A 15,370-nucleotide genomic window follows, 5' to 3' on the forward strand; every position below is an offset into this window, starting at 1 on the left:
AAACCATGATAAACAATGAGGAGCTTAATGCGCTTTTAGAGCAACTAATTCAACCCCGTAAAGACTATTTTGCTTTTGAAAAAATTCAGGCTTTACTGCCGTTGGTGTGCACACAAGTCGCTATCATAGGTAAGGATTGCTGGGGTTCATTGGGGCTTTTAGCGCTAGCAGAGGAGCTCAACAGTAGTCAATTATCGCTGATATCACAGCCAGGCCATGGCGAGAAAGGGATTCATGGTTCAAACCCTATTCATGGTGTTTTATATCAGTTCATTAAAAAACGCGACGATATAGCACAGCTTAACGAACGTCTGCTCCTGCTCGCCCACGTCATTAATGCTGCGCGTCAGTGGCGTAAAGATATGCAAACTGCTGAAACCAGCGATAATTTCTTTGAACAACGCGATAAACGCCTCAAACAAACGACTTACCTTAAAAATCTGGAATCTGCATGCAAAGTGGTCCGCCGCATTGATGACGATTGGCTGTTCTTGTTATCACCGCCAAATCAATCAACGGAAATTCTGTACAAGCGCTGCGATGCTTTTATCGGGGATAATGATAAGAGCCAACAAGAAGGCTATATCAAAGAATTAGCGCTTTTTTTTGCTTATGCTCTTAATCATCGACAACCATTACGCGGCTATCAAGAAACGAGCCCTAATGAACTTCATAAGAAGCCAATAGCACAGCGAAAGCGCCGCTTTGATGATGACCCTGATGAGAACTGGGACGAAACAGCCAACTCAACTATCACACTTCCACCCGATATAGACGAAAAAACAAAAGATACGCTGCGTACCTCCGGTTTATCTACCGTGGAGGAGCGTCCGACCACTGAGCTGACCCAAAATGACGCCCCGATTAAAGCAGCGGAGGGCGACAGCTCGTTACAGGCCGTATTTCGCGCACGCAGCCAACAAATATTTCAGGATAAAGCTGCCCAACTACTACCAGGGCGCTGGGAGCAGTTGAGTGCTTTTGACCTGCACCAGTTAATGCTGCAATTGGAGCAAAAGAAACCCTCTCTACGCCCGTGGCTTCAGTGTGTGGTCGGACTGCTATTAATGACAGGTCGTAGCCTTGATAGTGTGTTGGACACACAGGTAATCAAACACTTTGAGCGGATCCCAAAGCTCATTACCGACCAGGCAATTTACGTTTTACCCAGTGAGCGAGCATGCTGGGTATCTGGGGTTTATCGACCAGAGAATAGTCGCCAGTTGACAGGAGAGTGGCCCGCTCACATGCGCATCACACAAGATCGCCTGAGACTGCCTGTCCCGTCAATGTTTTGGCAGCTCATAAAACTAAAAGTAAGCCACATTGCTTCAAGGGTTAATAAACGCTCTGTGCCACTGTTTCCAAAAAATTATCGGGAAGAACTGAGAAATGAATTGAAAGCATTTCTCTCTGATACTAACCGACAAACAGGGTCTCGGTTAACCGCCCACCGCTTGGGCAACCACCTTTTTAATACGCTCAACCACGGTGATGCAGATTTAACGGCGGCGTGCTTAATAACAGCGCGAGTGCCCTCATTCGGCCAGCAGGCATCGCTTTATTATTATGCACCGCACGTAAAACGCCTGGAACAGCAATATATCCAAGCCATGGAGGCCATCGCACGGCAATGTTCTCCTGTCCCTCTGTCATCAAAAGCAGAGCCCTCCCATGCTATCGCATGCGCTAATTCTCACTCTGATGCAGCCAACCATGTAGGGTCTAACCTCGTACCCAGAACAGCATACGTAACCGGCCTTGTCGCAAACATGCAACAGCAGATTAAGGTAGCTAAAAAAGGGGCGAGACCGGCAGCACTGTTTAGAATGCATAATGCGTATGTGGCCTATACCGTGGCTATGCTGATGTTCTCGACCGGATATCGAAGCATTCGCGACCCAGTCCCGAGCTGGAACAATATTTCGCTATCGCGGCGCATGATCATCATTGCCGACAAAACCGACGCCCAACAAAGCCATGCGCGGTTTTTACCACTGATTAGCCTTATGGTCGAGCAGCTCCAGCACTATCAACGCCACCGCCAGAGTCTTCTTGGCCGCTTAACGTTCTTTCTCCAACACCAGTGGAATACGCCGTTCATGTTCCTTGATCAATACGGTAATCCAAAAGAAGTCACTCCAACCCGGCTACATGACCAGTTGCGGTGGATCGACTCCCCGCCTTTAAATATCAACCGGCATTATTTGCATACGCGATTAAAAGAGAGTGACTTATCGTCGGAGGTTGTCGATGCCTTTATGGGTCATTGGGACTCAGGCCAAGAGCCTTGGTCCAGCTACTCGACTTTTTGCCCACGTGAATATCAGCACCTTATCGCTTCAGTTATAGAGCCCCTGATGGTGCAACAAGGCTGGAAGGCATTGAAAGGAGCGGCGCTGTGAGTGACAAGACACTCTGGTCAGGGTGGCGACTGCCTCGCCCCCAAAAAATGGCAACCGACGGCCAAGAAGAGCGCCGCTATCAACGTGATCGTGAACGCTATCAATTCCTGATGGGCATTCTCGAAACCTTGGAACAAAAGTTGCCGGGTGTCATTGAAGGCAAACCGAACCTCTCTTTTTCAGACGCAGATACCTCTGCCGTGTTTGAGGCACTGCACCAAAACACGCCGCCCAAGGCACTGCGCAAAACGCACAATTTTTTAGTGAGAGGCTTGGAAAATGGCCATGAAAAGCTGAAATGGCGTGTGACGATTCCGAGCCCATTGGTCACTGTCGCTCGCAAGCCGCCCACCGTCACTACCGCTTCGTTCTCAGACCTGCATCGTTGGGATGCCCTCGTTGAAACACATGACGCAATGTCTGGTGTGGAAAATCTTAGCGGCAATGCGCTGCATAAATGGTTGGTAGGACGATGGCTATTTCAGTTGATCCGTGAAGGTACTCTGCTGAATAAGCGTAACCTTGAGCAGATGCCTCAGGCGTTTGAACAAGGCATCTTTTTTGCTCCAGGCACAGGGTTTCTCACGTTAGCGGACTGCATTCAGTCGACTAATGCAGGCGAAGAAGAAAGGGAACAAGACGAAGCATCTGTTAATAACCTGTCTTCGAAATCACCCTCTGAGACACCGATCGAAAAAGAGCTGCGATTTCACTACCGGCGACTATGTTTGAGTCCGATGAGCCAATTGTTACTCTTAAATACCTGCCAACAAATAGGCAACACTTGGCCACGAACCGCTGCCAAAAGTATGGTGCCTGTCGAGCAGTGCCTGGGGTTTTATATCAAAAGCATTGCTGTCGATACACCGCCAGCAAGTATCTCAACTCTGCTGACGATGGCAAAAACAGCGTCGGCTCTCGATATGCCAGCGTTACTGACACACTACGCAAGCAAAGCCGACTCCTCGCACTCGTTACGCCCGTCCTCATGGCAGCGTTTACTTAATCGCAATGTGTTAATAGCCCCCTCAGTTGACACCCATGACGAAGACGTCTTCCTCGACTTCCAAACCACTCACCAGGCCAGCACTACCCCTTCCGACCAGCTAAAGCAGCTTCGTCAGTTGCAGCAATGCTTTTCAGCTTCGCTGGTAGGACAAACGGACAGACGTGAAGCAATCGACAATATCAACGCCTTTCTTGCTGTTTCAAACAGTAACGGTGTCATGGTGACGATGCTCGCCAACTGGTGTAAAAAACTGATGCAAAAAGGTGGCCGGGTTAAATCCAAACTTGTCGCTAGCACCGCAGAAACATACTTATCGACCATTGCACGCCCGCTGGTAGCGCACAGTCAATCCTTTGGTGATGTTCAAGCTGCCAGTGCCGATCAGTGGGAAGCGCTGTATGAAAACGTATTAAACAGTGCCAGAACACCCGCCTCACGGGCCAAAATGCAAAATCGTCTTGCTGATTTTCATCATTTTCTCGTTGATTCCTTCGCACTCCCCCACATCGACTTCGTCAGTGCCAATGCAGAAAAACAGCGCGTCGATGTGAATATCATTACACCCGCCGAATTTCGCCGCGCCTTGGCGCTGATTGAGTCCTCACAGCAGCCCGAGCGCTTTCGCACGATGCAAATGCTTGCTTTGATACTGGGTTATCGTCTCGGGATCCGGCGTAGCGAGTGCGCGGGGCTGCAGATAAAAGATGTCGCCTACCTATTTGATAACGACGCTTTCGATGGCGAGATCATCATTCGTTCCAATGACTACCGAAAAGGTAAAAGCCATTCAGCAACACGACGGTTGCCGCTGTGGTTACTGATGCCAGAAGAGCGAAAGGAGCTCATCGACTGGGTAAAACGTCGCAAAGGGGAAATCACTACCCAGCAGGTAACTAAACAACTGCTTTTCTGTCGCAGTGGAAATGGCCGATTGCTGCTGGAAGATAAAGCGCTTTTTAAACCGATACAAACTGCCTTAAAAACGGTCAGTGGTGACAATACTCTGCGCTACCATCACCTGCGGCATAGCTTTGTGACCTTTACGCTAATGCGCCTGTTGGAGCGAGTGCCTGGTGAACTACTGCCAGGCGCATGGGCACTGGATGACCATCGCAATATCGCGATGCCAAACACCGATATCGATATTTCGTCCTTAGCTGGTCTTGCGCCTCAAGACAGGCCTTCGCGTAAACGGCTTTGGCAACTGGCGCTTTGGGCGGGGCATGCAAGCCCCGATGAGACGCTTAGCTCGTACACTCACTCTCTCGACTGGATCCTTGGGCAAGCCTTATGTGAACGTTTTAATCCCACCCTCAATATCGACCAACAATTCGTATTACTTAATTTTCCGACTAAAACAGCGTTGAGCAGTTGGCGTAACCGTCGCGGGCTCAAAGGACAGACGCAAGCCAGCGTGTTATTGCAGTATCTGCAGGATGTGTGGCAGCCATATCTGGCCGATGACCCTCTGGGGAAAGAATGGCAACCCTATCAACCGCCCACCGAGAATCCGCTCGATAACCCCTTGGAAGCCTCGTTCGACTGGCCTGAAGCCACAACGATTTATCAAAGCCTCCGGCTTGTCGAACAACAAGAATTGCACGGCATACCGCTTGGCGACGCTATCCACCAGACAGCCAGTCGATTCGTACTCGACCCAGAGCAGTTATTTCTCTGGTTGGAGCATGGCAAAGCATTAATGCAGCGTAAAACACGACGAAACAATCAACAGTTTAGTCGCGAAGATAACCGCAATGACCGTTCTCGGCGCGTGGCATCGCAACGTATCTATATGCCAGAACTGCAACGCTGCATGGCACCACCTATTAAGCCGCCGGTATTGAGAGAGGCCGGACAATTTTTTCACCGCTTGCTCGACTGGCATCAGTCACAGCCCGATATCGCGGAAGAAAGCCTAATGACGTTACGCAATCATATGCAGCGTAGCACCGGGCAGATCGAGCTCCCCGATGCTGATACCATTAATAGTGTCCGCGAACTATTGCGACCACTGCGTTGTTTTAAACATGTTTACCTCGTGGTCGAAGTCGAGGTGGCGGCCAAGGAAAAGAGTATCAAACGCTACTGGTCCAATGCGACCGACATTCCCCACAAGCGCATTGAGTTGATTCCAACGCCCTCGCCTTCTGGCCGGACACGTCACTGGCATGGGAATGCCAATCTCAAAATCACACGGGGGCATTACCAAGACCGTCATCAACCCTTATGGGAAGCCGTACGCTTCGCTGCCTTTATGACGATGCTGGTATTGGGTTTAGGGGACAACGAGCAACTGTCAGTGACATCATCATTAACGAACGGCGGTAAGGAAACCGTCGGGAATCAAGATGCTCTGCTTAGCGATGACGCTTAAAAACTTATCCCCACCGCTTGATTTAGAAGGGGTGGGGATAAGTTGGATATTAAGCAACGATATTAGCCTAGCGGTGCAGCACCTCGTACGCGTTAATAAAGCAAAGCTTCTGGCTGACAAATTTCGACCACTTGGTCGTCACCTGAACATGTTGGCCCATTTTAGGCACGCCCTGCCCCGTTAAGTGGCGGTCGGTGAGATAGAAGCGATAGTTACCATTGGGGCCAATCAAGTAGAGCAACCAGACCCGATGCTGCATTAACCACTCGGGGCCTTCAACACCGGCCACATATAACGCGCCCTCAAACGCACGCCCAGCTTTATTTGACAACACTGACTGTGTTACTGCCATGCTTGATCCTCCCAGGCCCACAGCGTGCGCTCTAATTCAGCGAGAAGACGCGGAATCGCTTGGCGGTTAGCGTCAAGGCCAAGTTGTTGAAGGGTGCGCCCTACCCAGGTCGTTAGCGCATCAAGGTTGCTGTTCTCTTGCCCATCACCAAGCCACATCACGAGCGCGCAGCCAGAAGCTAAGCTGGTAGCGGAGGCCAAGGACTCCGCCAAACGCCGTTCAAGGCGGCGCTGTAATTGGTGGGCTGCCGTGACGCGCAGGGAGTGTTCGATATCGTCGCGGTTCAATTTTAGAGTATTGAGCTGTTTCATCGTTTTCTCCTAGGCGCGTTTCTGGTTAAGCATGCGCTCAAACGCAGAACCGTCTTGGCGCGTTAGGTTGGGCACAAAGCGTGAGTAAACACGGAAAAGCATTTCCGTCGTGGTATGGCCCATCTGGCGTGCAATCCACTCGGGGCTCTCGCCTGCCGCCAGCCATAATGTCGCCGCGGTATGGCGTGTCTGATAAGGGCGACGTTTATTCATCCCCAGTTTTTCGAGCAACGGGTACCAAACGCGCTTAGTGACGTTATGATGCGATAGCGCGGTGCCTTTACGCGTAGTGAAGACCAGACCTGTCTTCCCCGTGACTTCAAACTGAGCCTTCAAGGCATCGAAGACCGGCTGCGACATATCAATCGCACGAAAGGATCCATCGTTCTTAGTGGGCACAACCTTGCCGTTCACCACCGCTTGATGCACTAAAATCTGACGTCGAGAGAAATCAACATGCTCCCAGGTTAAGCCGTCAATCTCACCAGTGCGCATGCCGGTGAAGAAGCGCACGGTGTAGTACTGACGAAAGTCGTCGCGGACGTTACTGATGATCCGCTGCACCTCATCTAGGGAAAACGGTTCCACATCGGTGCGTGGCACATTGAGCGATTTAATCCCGCGGTACGGTGAGCTAAACTCATAGCGGTCGGCGGCTTCATTCAACATCATGCGCAATGGCGTCATGATGTGGTTAATGCGACTGGCAGAGAGTTTCTTGCCGCTCCGGGTATTTACTTTGGCGAGTGACGCCCGGAACTCAAGAATTTCTGCACGGGTGATGCTGCCGACTTCCTTATGCCCTAACGCTGGCAAGATATGGCGATCCAGACACCCCTGCACGGTGACGATCTGTGACTCGCGCCATTCGATCTCTTTCTCCGCAAACCACGTCTCAGCAAACTCGCGCAGTAACGGCGTCGCTTGATAACCTCCTAAGGTAGTCAGTGCACGCTTGCTTAACGTCTTTGCTCGCGGGCTATCCGGAAAGTAGCGTCCATAATCAAACGAGCCCAGCGTAATCTCCGCTTCAATCTTCTCCAGAATCCGCTCTAGCTTTTTCCGGTTAGCCGCCGTGTTATCTAGGGACGTTTGTTCGCGGCATCGTTTTCCTAAATAACGGAAATCAAAACACAGCTTGCCTGTTTCTTGGCGTGCAACAACCTTACCCATGGCACATACCTCCCCCGGCCATCGGTACGCCGATACTTTCCTCTCGCGAGTGAAGCTGCATATCGCGCTCGATGGGCTCCCACAAATAAAGAATCTTGCGGCCCCCAAACGGGCGGATGTAATGAATACCTTCCAGCAAAACGTCGTCTTTTAAACGTTCACGGATGGTGCGTGCGTCGTACTTAATACGCTCTGCAAGCTCACCCGTCGTCAAGTAGTGAATAGGCATCTTATGTACTCTTTAGTGGCTTTATGTAGCTTACACGCTACATAATAGGCATTAAAAAGATGCTGTCAAGCGCCTTTTGTAGCTTTTACTCAACATAAGATGCGGGAAGCTAAAATATTTGATAGGATGCAGCCAATTGAAAAAGGCTACTTTCATGATTCGATTTCGCTTAAAAGAGCTACTTGCTGAGAAAGGGTTTCAAGAAAATAGGCGGGTTACTCTTGATGAAGTATCACAGGCCACAGGCATCCATCGCACAACACTGTCAAAAATCGCTAATCAGCGCGGCTATAATACCGGAACGGAAAATGTAGACCGGCTTTGTGAGTATTTTGGTTGCAAGGTCGAGGATGTCATTGAATATATCTCAGTATCCGATACGCCCGCCTCGTCCAATTAAACCAACGCCTTAAAAAACCTTTGAGTTCTCATTCCCCTTCAATGAGATCACCCCTATCCAACTGATTTCGTTAAATAAATTCTTCGAAAAATAATACTCATAACATGTTATTGAACAATGAAGCCATCATGCCTGTCGATCTGGATTGCAATACCGTCGCATTGACCTGGAAGTTTGTATTTAGTAAATTAACTTCCGCTTAATTTTTAACTTCCAGTCATCAAGGACATTCATGGCCGAGTTCTCTCACACTTTTCCCGCTGCACGCGGCATTCAGTCTGGACGGCCATGTTACGTGGCAATGTGTCCTCTTAGATTAGTACCTAAAATTTTTATTTTTGACGGGCAAGAAGTTCCTCCTGAGCTGAGAGCCCAACGTGTTCTGAACCGTACTCGTATCCCTGACATTGTGAGTTACCTAGTAGACAACCCGTCGGACTATACACTTTCTGGCATCACCGCCTCTGTAGATGGTCAGGTCTCGTTTGAGCCCAGCACGGACACCGGGCTTGGGCAAAACCTCGGGCTGCTGTCTATTCCGATGGACGCTAAAATCCTAATTAACGATGGCCAACATCGCCGCGAGGCTATCGTACAAGCGATAGAACAAAATCCAGAGCTCGGGTATGACAACATTCCAGTGCTTTTCTTCATCGACGACGGCCTTAAACGCAGTCAACAAATGTTCGCCGACCTTAACAAGCACGCAGTGCGCCCAAGCGACTCCATTAGCACCCTCTATGATCATCGAGACGCTTTATCTGAACTTGCTAGAAATATTGTTCGAGAAGTAAAAGTTTTTTCAAGACTGACCGAAATGGAGAGATCAAGCATCTCTAATCGAAGCAGTAAATTTTTCACCTTATCAGCAATAAAAAATGCATCTAAAGCTTTGCTGATGAAGGGTAAAAACGCCCCTATCACTGAAGACGAGCAAAAACTAGCGATTCAGTTCTGGAACGAAGTAGCTGAAAATATGAAGGACTGGCAGCTAGCCCTAGAAAAGAAAGTAGCCACTTGTGACCTGCGAGAACAATATGTTCATGCTCACGGCGTCATGTTGCAGGCTATGGGGCAATTAGGTGCTGGCCTCATTTGTAAGCCTAAATCGCAGTGGAGTGAAATCCTACAAGGCCTACAAAAAATTGATTGGGCGCGCGCGAATAGTGATTGGGAAGGACGCGCCATGCATCATGGTCGTATCAGCAAAGCACGAAGCAGCGTAGTTCTCAGCGGCAACTACATCAAACAACAGCTCGGTGTTCCGCTTACCCCTTCAGAGCAGGAATACGAGGAGTCGTTCAAGTGATTGCAGCAGAAGAGAAATTTATTTTTTCAGACCACCTCTCTATGATCCAGGATTACACCATTGGTGGCCGTCCACTCGTGGATTTAGTACGCGAAATTCAGACCATCTACTGCTCCGATGACCGCCCTTGGATCATTGGCTTTAGCGGTGGCAAAGACTCAACATGCATTTTATCGCTTATCTACATGGCGCTACTTCAGCTTCCAATAGAGAAGCGCAAGAAACATGTTTATGTCGTTTCATCTGACACATTGGTAGAAACACCTGTCGTCGTTGATATGATTAAGCGAGTAATAGCCACTATCAATGAATCAGCACCCCGTGAAGGCTTACCTATGAGCGCTCACAGCGTGGTGCCGAAGACAGATCAAACATTTTGGGTAAATTTACTGGGCCGTGGCTACCCAGCGCCGAACCAATCTTTTCGTTGGTGCACAGAGCGAATGAAGATTGACCCTGTTAGCGAGTTCATACTTGATAAAGTAGCTGAGTTCGGTGAAGCCGTTGTTGTATTGGGCTCCCGTAGCCAAGAGAGTGCTTCACGAGCCCAGGTAATCTCTAAGCACAAGATCGACGGCTCTGCTTTAAGCCGTCATAGCTCACTGCCTAACGCATACACTTACATGCCAATCGAAAACTGGTCGGCAGATGAAGTATGGATGTATCTAATGAGTGCCCCGTGCCCGTGGGGCGGCTCTAACAGAGAGCTGCTAGAACTTTACAAAGGATCTAATCAGGGCGAATGCCCCATTGTTATCGATAAAAGCACTCCCTCTTGTGGCAACAGTCGCTTTGGCTGCTGGACTTGCACAGTTGTTACTGAGGACAAAGCGCTTCACGGATTGATCGAGTCAGGGGCTAATTGGATGAAACCTCTGCTAGCCTTCAGGAACATGCTCTACCAATCTCGGCAACCTGAAAATTCCGAGGAGTATCGAAACTTCCGTCGCCGGACTGGTCGCGTTTCATACAATTCTGGCGATATCAGTGATGACAGCATTCAAGAAATTCGCCACATACCTGGCCCTTATTGGCTATCAAAGCGCCAAGAATTTCTTCGTGAACTTCTGACCATTGAGAAAGAAATTAACGAGAGCGGAGAGTCCATCGAACTGATCACGCGACCTGAATTGCATTTGATCAGAAGAGAATGGCTGAGGGATCCAAACGAGCCGGACTGGGAAGACTCCCTGCCCCACATATACCGTGACGTATATGGTGAAGACCTCGACTGGGTGGAAGACGATGCCGGAGCATTCACACGCGCAGACTCGGAAACGTTGGAAAAGCTTTCCGATACGTATGGGGTTCCGTCTGCTCTAATCCGAAAGATGCTTGAAGCAGAGCTTCAGGTGTCAGGCCTTGGAAAACGTAGAGGTATTTTAAATAGCTTGGAAAGCATCCTTCAGCGCGATTGGGAAGAGCTCGAAGCTATCAACGAACGTAATCAGTCCTTTCGCAAGCGTGGCAAGTTGTACGTTGAGGAAGTAAAAGACGAATTTTCAGAGTTTTTGCATTAATGCTTATCAAAGAGCTTACGCTGACCGATTTCCGAGTTTATGCAGGCACCAATCATTTTAATTTAGCTCCCGAAAAACACTTCGGTAAAACTCGACCCATCATTCTCTTTGGAGGGCTAAATGGGGCAGGTAAAACAAGTATTCTTCTAGGCGTAAGGCTTGCCCTCTACGGGCGCTTATGTCTTGGCTCTACCGTTTCTCAAAAACGTTACGACGAGTTTCTCCTGGACGCTCTACATCACTCAAAAGAGACTGACCGCTCTGCGAACCAGGCATCTGTTGAGCTAACTTTCACGTATGCCAAGCTTGGCACGGAAAACCAATATCATGTTCTACGTGAATGGCAACGGAAGGGAAGCAGTGTCAAAGAAACTCTGACAATCCTTGAAGACGGCACTCTTATTAAAGGTCTCAATTACGACCAAGCACAGAATTTTCTTAATGAACTTATTCCTGCTGGCGTATCTGACTTGTTCTTTTTCGATGGTGAAAAGATAGCTCAACTAGCGGATGACACAGGTGGCGCGGCTTTAGAGCACTCCATTAAGAAGCTACTGGGTCTGGACGTAGTTGAAAGGCTTTCCGGCGATTTGACGGTCCTCAACCGCAACCTGACCAAACGATCATCAGCTCAAGAGATTCAAGCCCAAATAGATTCCGAACAATCCAACCTTCAGGATTGCCGTACTCGTGTCGAGTCCATTCGACAAGAGATCACTACGGCTCGTGCTCAACGTGCTGAGATTCAGGATCGAGCTAATAAGATCCAAAAAGGGATTGATGATAGAGGTGGACACTTTTCTGCCTCTCGAACACAGCTCGTAGACGAATTATCAGAACTGCAAGATAAGCGGGAACATCTAGTTTCTCAGATTAATAGCCTAGTATCTGATGCGGCGCCTATCGCACTTGCAGAGGAGTTCTGTGCAAGGACGGAGACCCAAATAGAGAGCGACCTAAATCTCCACAGTCTTCTTCAGGAGCGTAGAATTCATGAAGAGTATCGTACGAAACTAATTGAGTCGCTTGACTCAAAGTTATCGGAAGACACTTTAAGCATAGTTATCAATGGATTAGATACGCTTAATCTATCTTCAAAAGATCAGAGTCTCGATCAGCCAATTCATGATTTGACACCTTCCCAAGCAGGTCACCTTTTCACTACGTTTAATCAGGCTCGAAAGCAGCGTAAAGAAGTATCAACGTTATTCGCGTCGTTAGAAAAAATTGAAACCGCTCTCGATGAGATAGGTGCTTCACTAGCGCGGGCACCAGACGACTCACTGATCGCTACGGATTTTGAGAATCTTCAGCAACTACAGCAAAAACTTGGCAGGCTAGACGCTGAAATCGATACCCTTCGAAAATCAGGTAAAGAGACTGCGAACAAGGCTGTTGATGTTGCCCGTAGACTTGATCGGCTTTACGAAACAGCTGCGAAATTGAGCGACCAAAAACGTGTACTCGACTACATCAATAATGCGAATGGCCTTCTAAATGACTATGTGGACCACACAGCTAAAGCTAAAATTCAGGATCTTGAAGTACAGTTCACGGAATGCTTTGCGAAGCTTGCACGTAAGGAAGACTTGGAACTGCAGATCCGCATTGATCCCCAAACTTTTCATGTAAGCCTTCTCTCCGGCAGAGGTAGAGAAATTGCGAAAGATGAGCTTTCTGCCGGTGAAAAGCAGATTTTCGCGATCGCAGTGCTCGAAGCGTTGGCAAAGACCTCAGGACGCCAACTGCCGATGATCGTTGATACCCCCCTAGGGCGACTAGACTCAGAGCATCGAACAAAGCTCATTGAAGGTTATTTTCCAACCGCGAGTCATCAAATGATTGTTCTATCCACAGATACGGAGGTCGACGAAGCATTTTATACAGCACTCTCACCAGATATTTCACGAGCCTATAAGCTCGAATATGACTCTATAGCGGGGGCAACACGGGTTCGTGAAGGCTATTTCTGGCAAGAGAAGGAGGTTCTCTAAATGTTTCCCTCTCGTATCCAGTTAAGTAAGAAGACATGGGATCGGCTGCAGTATATGCAAACGAAAACACGCCTCACCCCTAACGTGCTTGCACGCACTGCTATTGCGCTGGCGCTACGCGATACGCACACAGCAACGATTAATGAGAACAAACCCGAACAGACGCACGTTATCAATCGTGATGTGTTGTTTGGTGACCAAGCAAGCGTATATGAAGCTTTGATTCGGCAATTCTGTACCGAGCAGAAAGTCGATGCAGATGTTCAGGATGTTGTTCGATCATTAATTGATATCGGCTTGCATAAAATGGGGCATATCAAGAAATTATTAGATTTAGATGCCTTTTTCTCTTAAAAACTCCACTTGGTCTACAAAAATAAAGTATCGCAATTAGCATCATCAAAAAAGCTGTTAAAGCCATACAAGGTATGGCTTTAACAAATTCAAACTGTAACGCTACATTAATTCACTCTGAAAATATCATCAGCAATTGCTAAAAGCCAATCTTGCCTCTCAATGCACTCATCTCTATCAAATTTTTCGTACAACGACATCCTTCTTGTCAAAAAGTATTGGTCTTCACGATAGCTTTCTTTTTTACTCAAGAAATTTCGATTTGAACCATCTTGATTAGGAATTCTAGCGAGTAAACACAGATTTCCGATCTTGCCTTTCAAAGGCTCCATTTGCTCATCTATGTCAGTTACATCAGCATTATTAGGATACAAATGCTCTATGGTTACAACGTTAGGATCAATTACTTTTGTTTTATCCCTTACACGCAAAGGCGATTCACTTTTTGAATATGAGTCAAAATATTCCTCGACGACTGATAAAGTATACCTTAATGGAAATCGAGAATTATAACCTCCGGAGTAATCGACTTCTTTTAGTTTTTCTTTAAAAATCTGTGATGATGCATCTACATCAAGTGCTCTCTGTAGCTCGCTCTTAAACTCATTTAGATCAAACTGGGCCCCTCGTGTAATTATCTTTGCTGCTGCCTTATCATAAATATTACCTAGCTTGGTAGCATGACCACCGCAAATAATTTTGAATCTAAAGAAAAATTTCTCCAAGCAGTGAACCAAGTCGGCAAAAGCATTTTCATTGAAAACTCTACTAGCCGACAACAGAAGTGGAAGACTTTTATCATTCTTGAGGAACTCGATAAGGTTTTTTAATCGCTCTCTTTCCCAGTTGCCAGCTCTACCATTTTCATATGGCCACTCTGAACATCTTAAACCACGAAGACGATCTACACAAAATGCCATTAATTTTAGCTGTGCAACAATATTTTGTGCATGAGCTTCAGTTATCCTTTCACCCTCGCTAAAGCTAAAGACATGCTTCAAATACTCTGCATGAATTTCGGTTGTCTTTGGTGACCGTCCTATAATTGATGTAAAATACCACCTGAGGTATTTTTCTTGGCTCGAAAAGTCATCTTTTAATATTTTGTCCCAGTATGCACCTGCATCCTCTAAAATAGCCTCACCATAAACAGAAATAACTTCTAAAGTAGTATTTCTCAACAAGTCGCCATCAGATAGCCCTGTGCCACGATCGTTTAATACTTGAAAAAGTCTATAAGCGTCATCTCGGGTAGTACAGTCAATCCAAAGAATTTGGCAGTCCTCGGACAAAATATCATCAAAGATTGACAGCTCTTTAAACTTGTCCTCGATGTCTTCTGAAGGACATCTTTCTTGTATAAAACTCTCGGCCATATTGAGGGCGTACAACAATCTGTCATGAGACTTTCTTTCCCTAGGAGATAACGATACATCAAATGTATTATTCACCAGCTCTTTATAAAAACCATTATCTGCCCTTGAAAGCTTCAACTTATCAACAGTTGTTGATCTTAATTTAATTAAATCCTCAAACCCCACCCATTTAATTTTACTATTTTCTATCAAAAGCTTAATTGAACTAGCGGCTTCACATCCTCTTTCTTCAGCTTCATAGTAAAGATTTTCTAGGTTTCTAATTAAAGCAACTCCCAACAAAGAAAAGGTAGTTAACCTTTGCTGACCGTCTACAACTTCCCATTGCCGACGTCGTGAACCTTCTACATCTCGATTTATAGCTAAAATTCCGCCGAAAAAATGTTTTGATGCTAAAGCGCCTTCCTGCACTCTAGCATCGTGAAGTTTTCCCATATCTCGATAAAAGTCTAGTAGCTCTGTCTCTCCCCATGCATAAGAACGCTGGTATCGCGGTATATAAAAATCCTCTTTCTCGGCAAGTGCCGTGCCAATCGTAGCGGGAGAAGGATGAAATTCCATAAA

12 protein-coding genes are annotated in these 15,370 nt (G+C 47.4%); 7 read left to right on the top strand and 5 right to left on the bottom strand.

The window, feature by feature from the left end; translation table 11 throughout:
• Positions 1-5 precede the first annotated feature (5 nt).
• Positions 6-2,405, top strand: a complete 2,400-nt coding sequence (locus U738_RS14480) for a hypothetical protein (RefSeq protein ID WP_035581729.1) — start codon at positions 6-8, stop codon at positions 2,403-2,405.
• Positions 2,402-5,788, top strand: coding sequence for a tyrosine-type recombinase/integrase (locus tag U738_RS14485; protein ID WP_200882492.1), 3,387 nt, complete (start codon positions 2,402-2,404; stop codon positions 5,786-5,788). Before U738_RS14480 ends, U738_RS14485 begins: the two co-directional genes overlap by 4 nt.
• 67 nt (positions 5,789-5,855) lie before the next feature.
• Here U738_RS14485 and U738_RS14490 read toward each other — a convergent pair whose 3' ends face one another.
• From U738_RS14490 to U738_RS14505, 4 genes are read right to left on the bottom strand one after another with little or no spacing between them, the layout of a single operon-like run.
• Complete coding sequence (locus tag U738_RS14490; protein ID WP_035581732.1) at positions 5,856-6,140, bottom strand: hypothetical protein; 285 nt, start codon at positions 6,138-6,140, stop codon at positions 5,856-5,858.
• A complete protein-coding gene (locus U738_RS14495; RefSeq protein ID WP_051912786.1) occupies positions 6,131-6,451 on the bottom strand; it encodes a hypothetical protein in 321 nt (106 codons plus the stop codon). The genes U738_RS14490 and U738_RS14495 overlap by 10 nt, the downstream gene beginning before the upstream one ends.
• Positions 6,452-6,460: 9 nt before the next feature.
• The gene (locus tag U738_RS14500; protein WP_035581735.1) at positions 6,461-7,624 is read right to left on the bottom strand and encodes a site-specific integrase; all 1,164 of its coding nucleotides are present in this window, start codon (positions 7,622-7,624) and stop codon (positions 6,461-6,463) included.
• Positions 7,617-7,853: a hypothetical protein gene (locus U738_RS14505; protein ID WP_035581736.1), complete on the bottom strand. Its 237-nt coding sequence runs from the start codon at positions 7,851-7,853 to the stop codon at positions 7,617-7,619. The genes U738_RS14500 and U738_RS14505 overlap by 8 nt, the downstream gene beginning before the upstream one ends.
• 154 nt (positions 7,854-8,007) lie before the next feature.
• Here U738_RS14505 and U738_RS14510 point away from each other — a divergent pair, with 154 nt between their 5' ends.
• The 5 genes from U738_RS14510 to U738_RS14530 all read left to right on the top strand — a co-directional run bounded on the left by U738_RS14510 (position 8,008) and on the right by U738_RS14530 (position 13,430).
• Positions 8,008-8,253 carry a helix-turn-helix domain-containing protein gene (locus U738_RS14510; RefSeq protein ID WP_035581738.1) on the top strand — a complete coding sequence of 82 codons (246 nt, stop codon included), beginning with the start codon at positions 8,008-8,010 and terminating at the stop codon, positions 8,251-8,253.
• Between the two features lie 232 nt (positions 8,254-8,485).
• Positions 8,486-9,562 carry a DNA sulfur modification protein DndB gene (gene dndB, locus U738_RS14515; RefSeq protein ID WP_035581740.1) on the top strand — a complete coding sequence of 359 codons (1,077 nt, stop codon included), beginning with the start codon at positions 8,486-8,488 and terminating at the stop codon, positions 9,560-9,562.
• Entirely contained in the window at positions 9,559-11,082 is a 1,524-nt protein-coding gene (gene dndC, locus U738_RS14520; protein ID WP_035581742.1) for a DNA phosphorothioation system sulfurtransferase DndC, read from the top strand. The genes dndB and dndC overlap by 4 nt, the downstream gene beginning before the upstream one ends.
• Positions 11,082-13,076 carry a DNA sulfur modification protein DndD gene (dndD, locus tag U738_RS14525; protein WP_035581745.1) on the top strand — a complete coding sequence of 665 codons (1,995 nt, stop codon included), beginning with the start codon at positions 11,082-11,084 and terminating at the stop codon, positions 13,074-13,076. Before dndC ends, dndD begins: the two co-directional genes overlap by 1 nt.
• Positions 13,077-13,430 (top strand): DndE family protein, encoded by a 354-nt coding sequence (locus U738_RS14530; protein ID WP_035581748.1) that lies wholly within the window; start codon positions 13,077-13,079, stop codon positions 13,428-13,430.
• Between the two features lie 107 nt (positions 13,431-13,537).
• Here the strand turns inward: U738_RS14530 and U738_RS14535 are convergent, their stop codons facing one another.
• The gene (locus U738_RS14535) at positions 13,538-15,367 is read right to left on the bottom strand and encodes a DUF262 domain-containing protein (RefSeq protein WP_035581751.1); all 1,830 of its coding nucleotides are present in this window, start codon (positions 15,365-15,367) and stop codon (positions 13,538-13,540) included.
• Between the last annotated feature and the right edge of the window lie 3 nt (positions 15,368-15,370).

The sequence above is a fragment of the Halomonas sp. TG39a genome (assembly GCF_000744395.1).
GTDB classification, from domain to species: Bacteria; Pseudomonadota; Gammaproteobacteria; order Pseudomonadales; family Halomonadaceae; genus Vreelandella; species Vreelandella ventosae_B.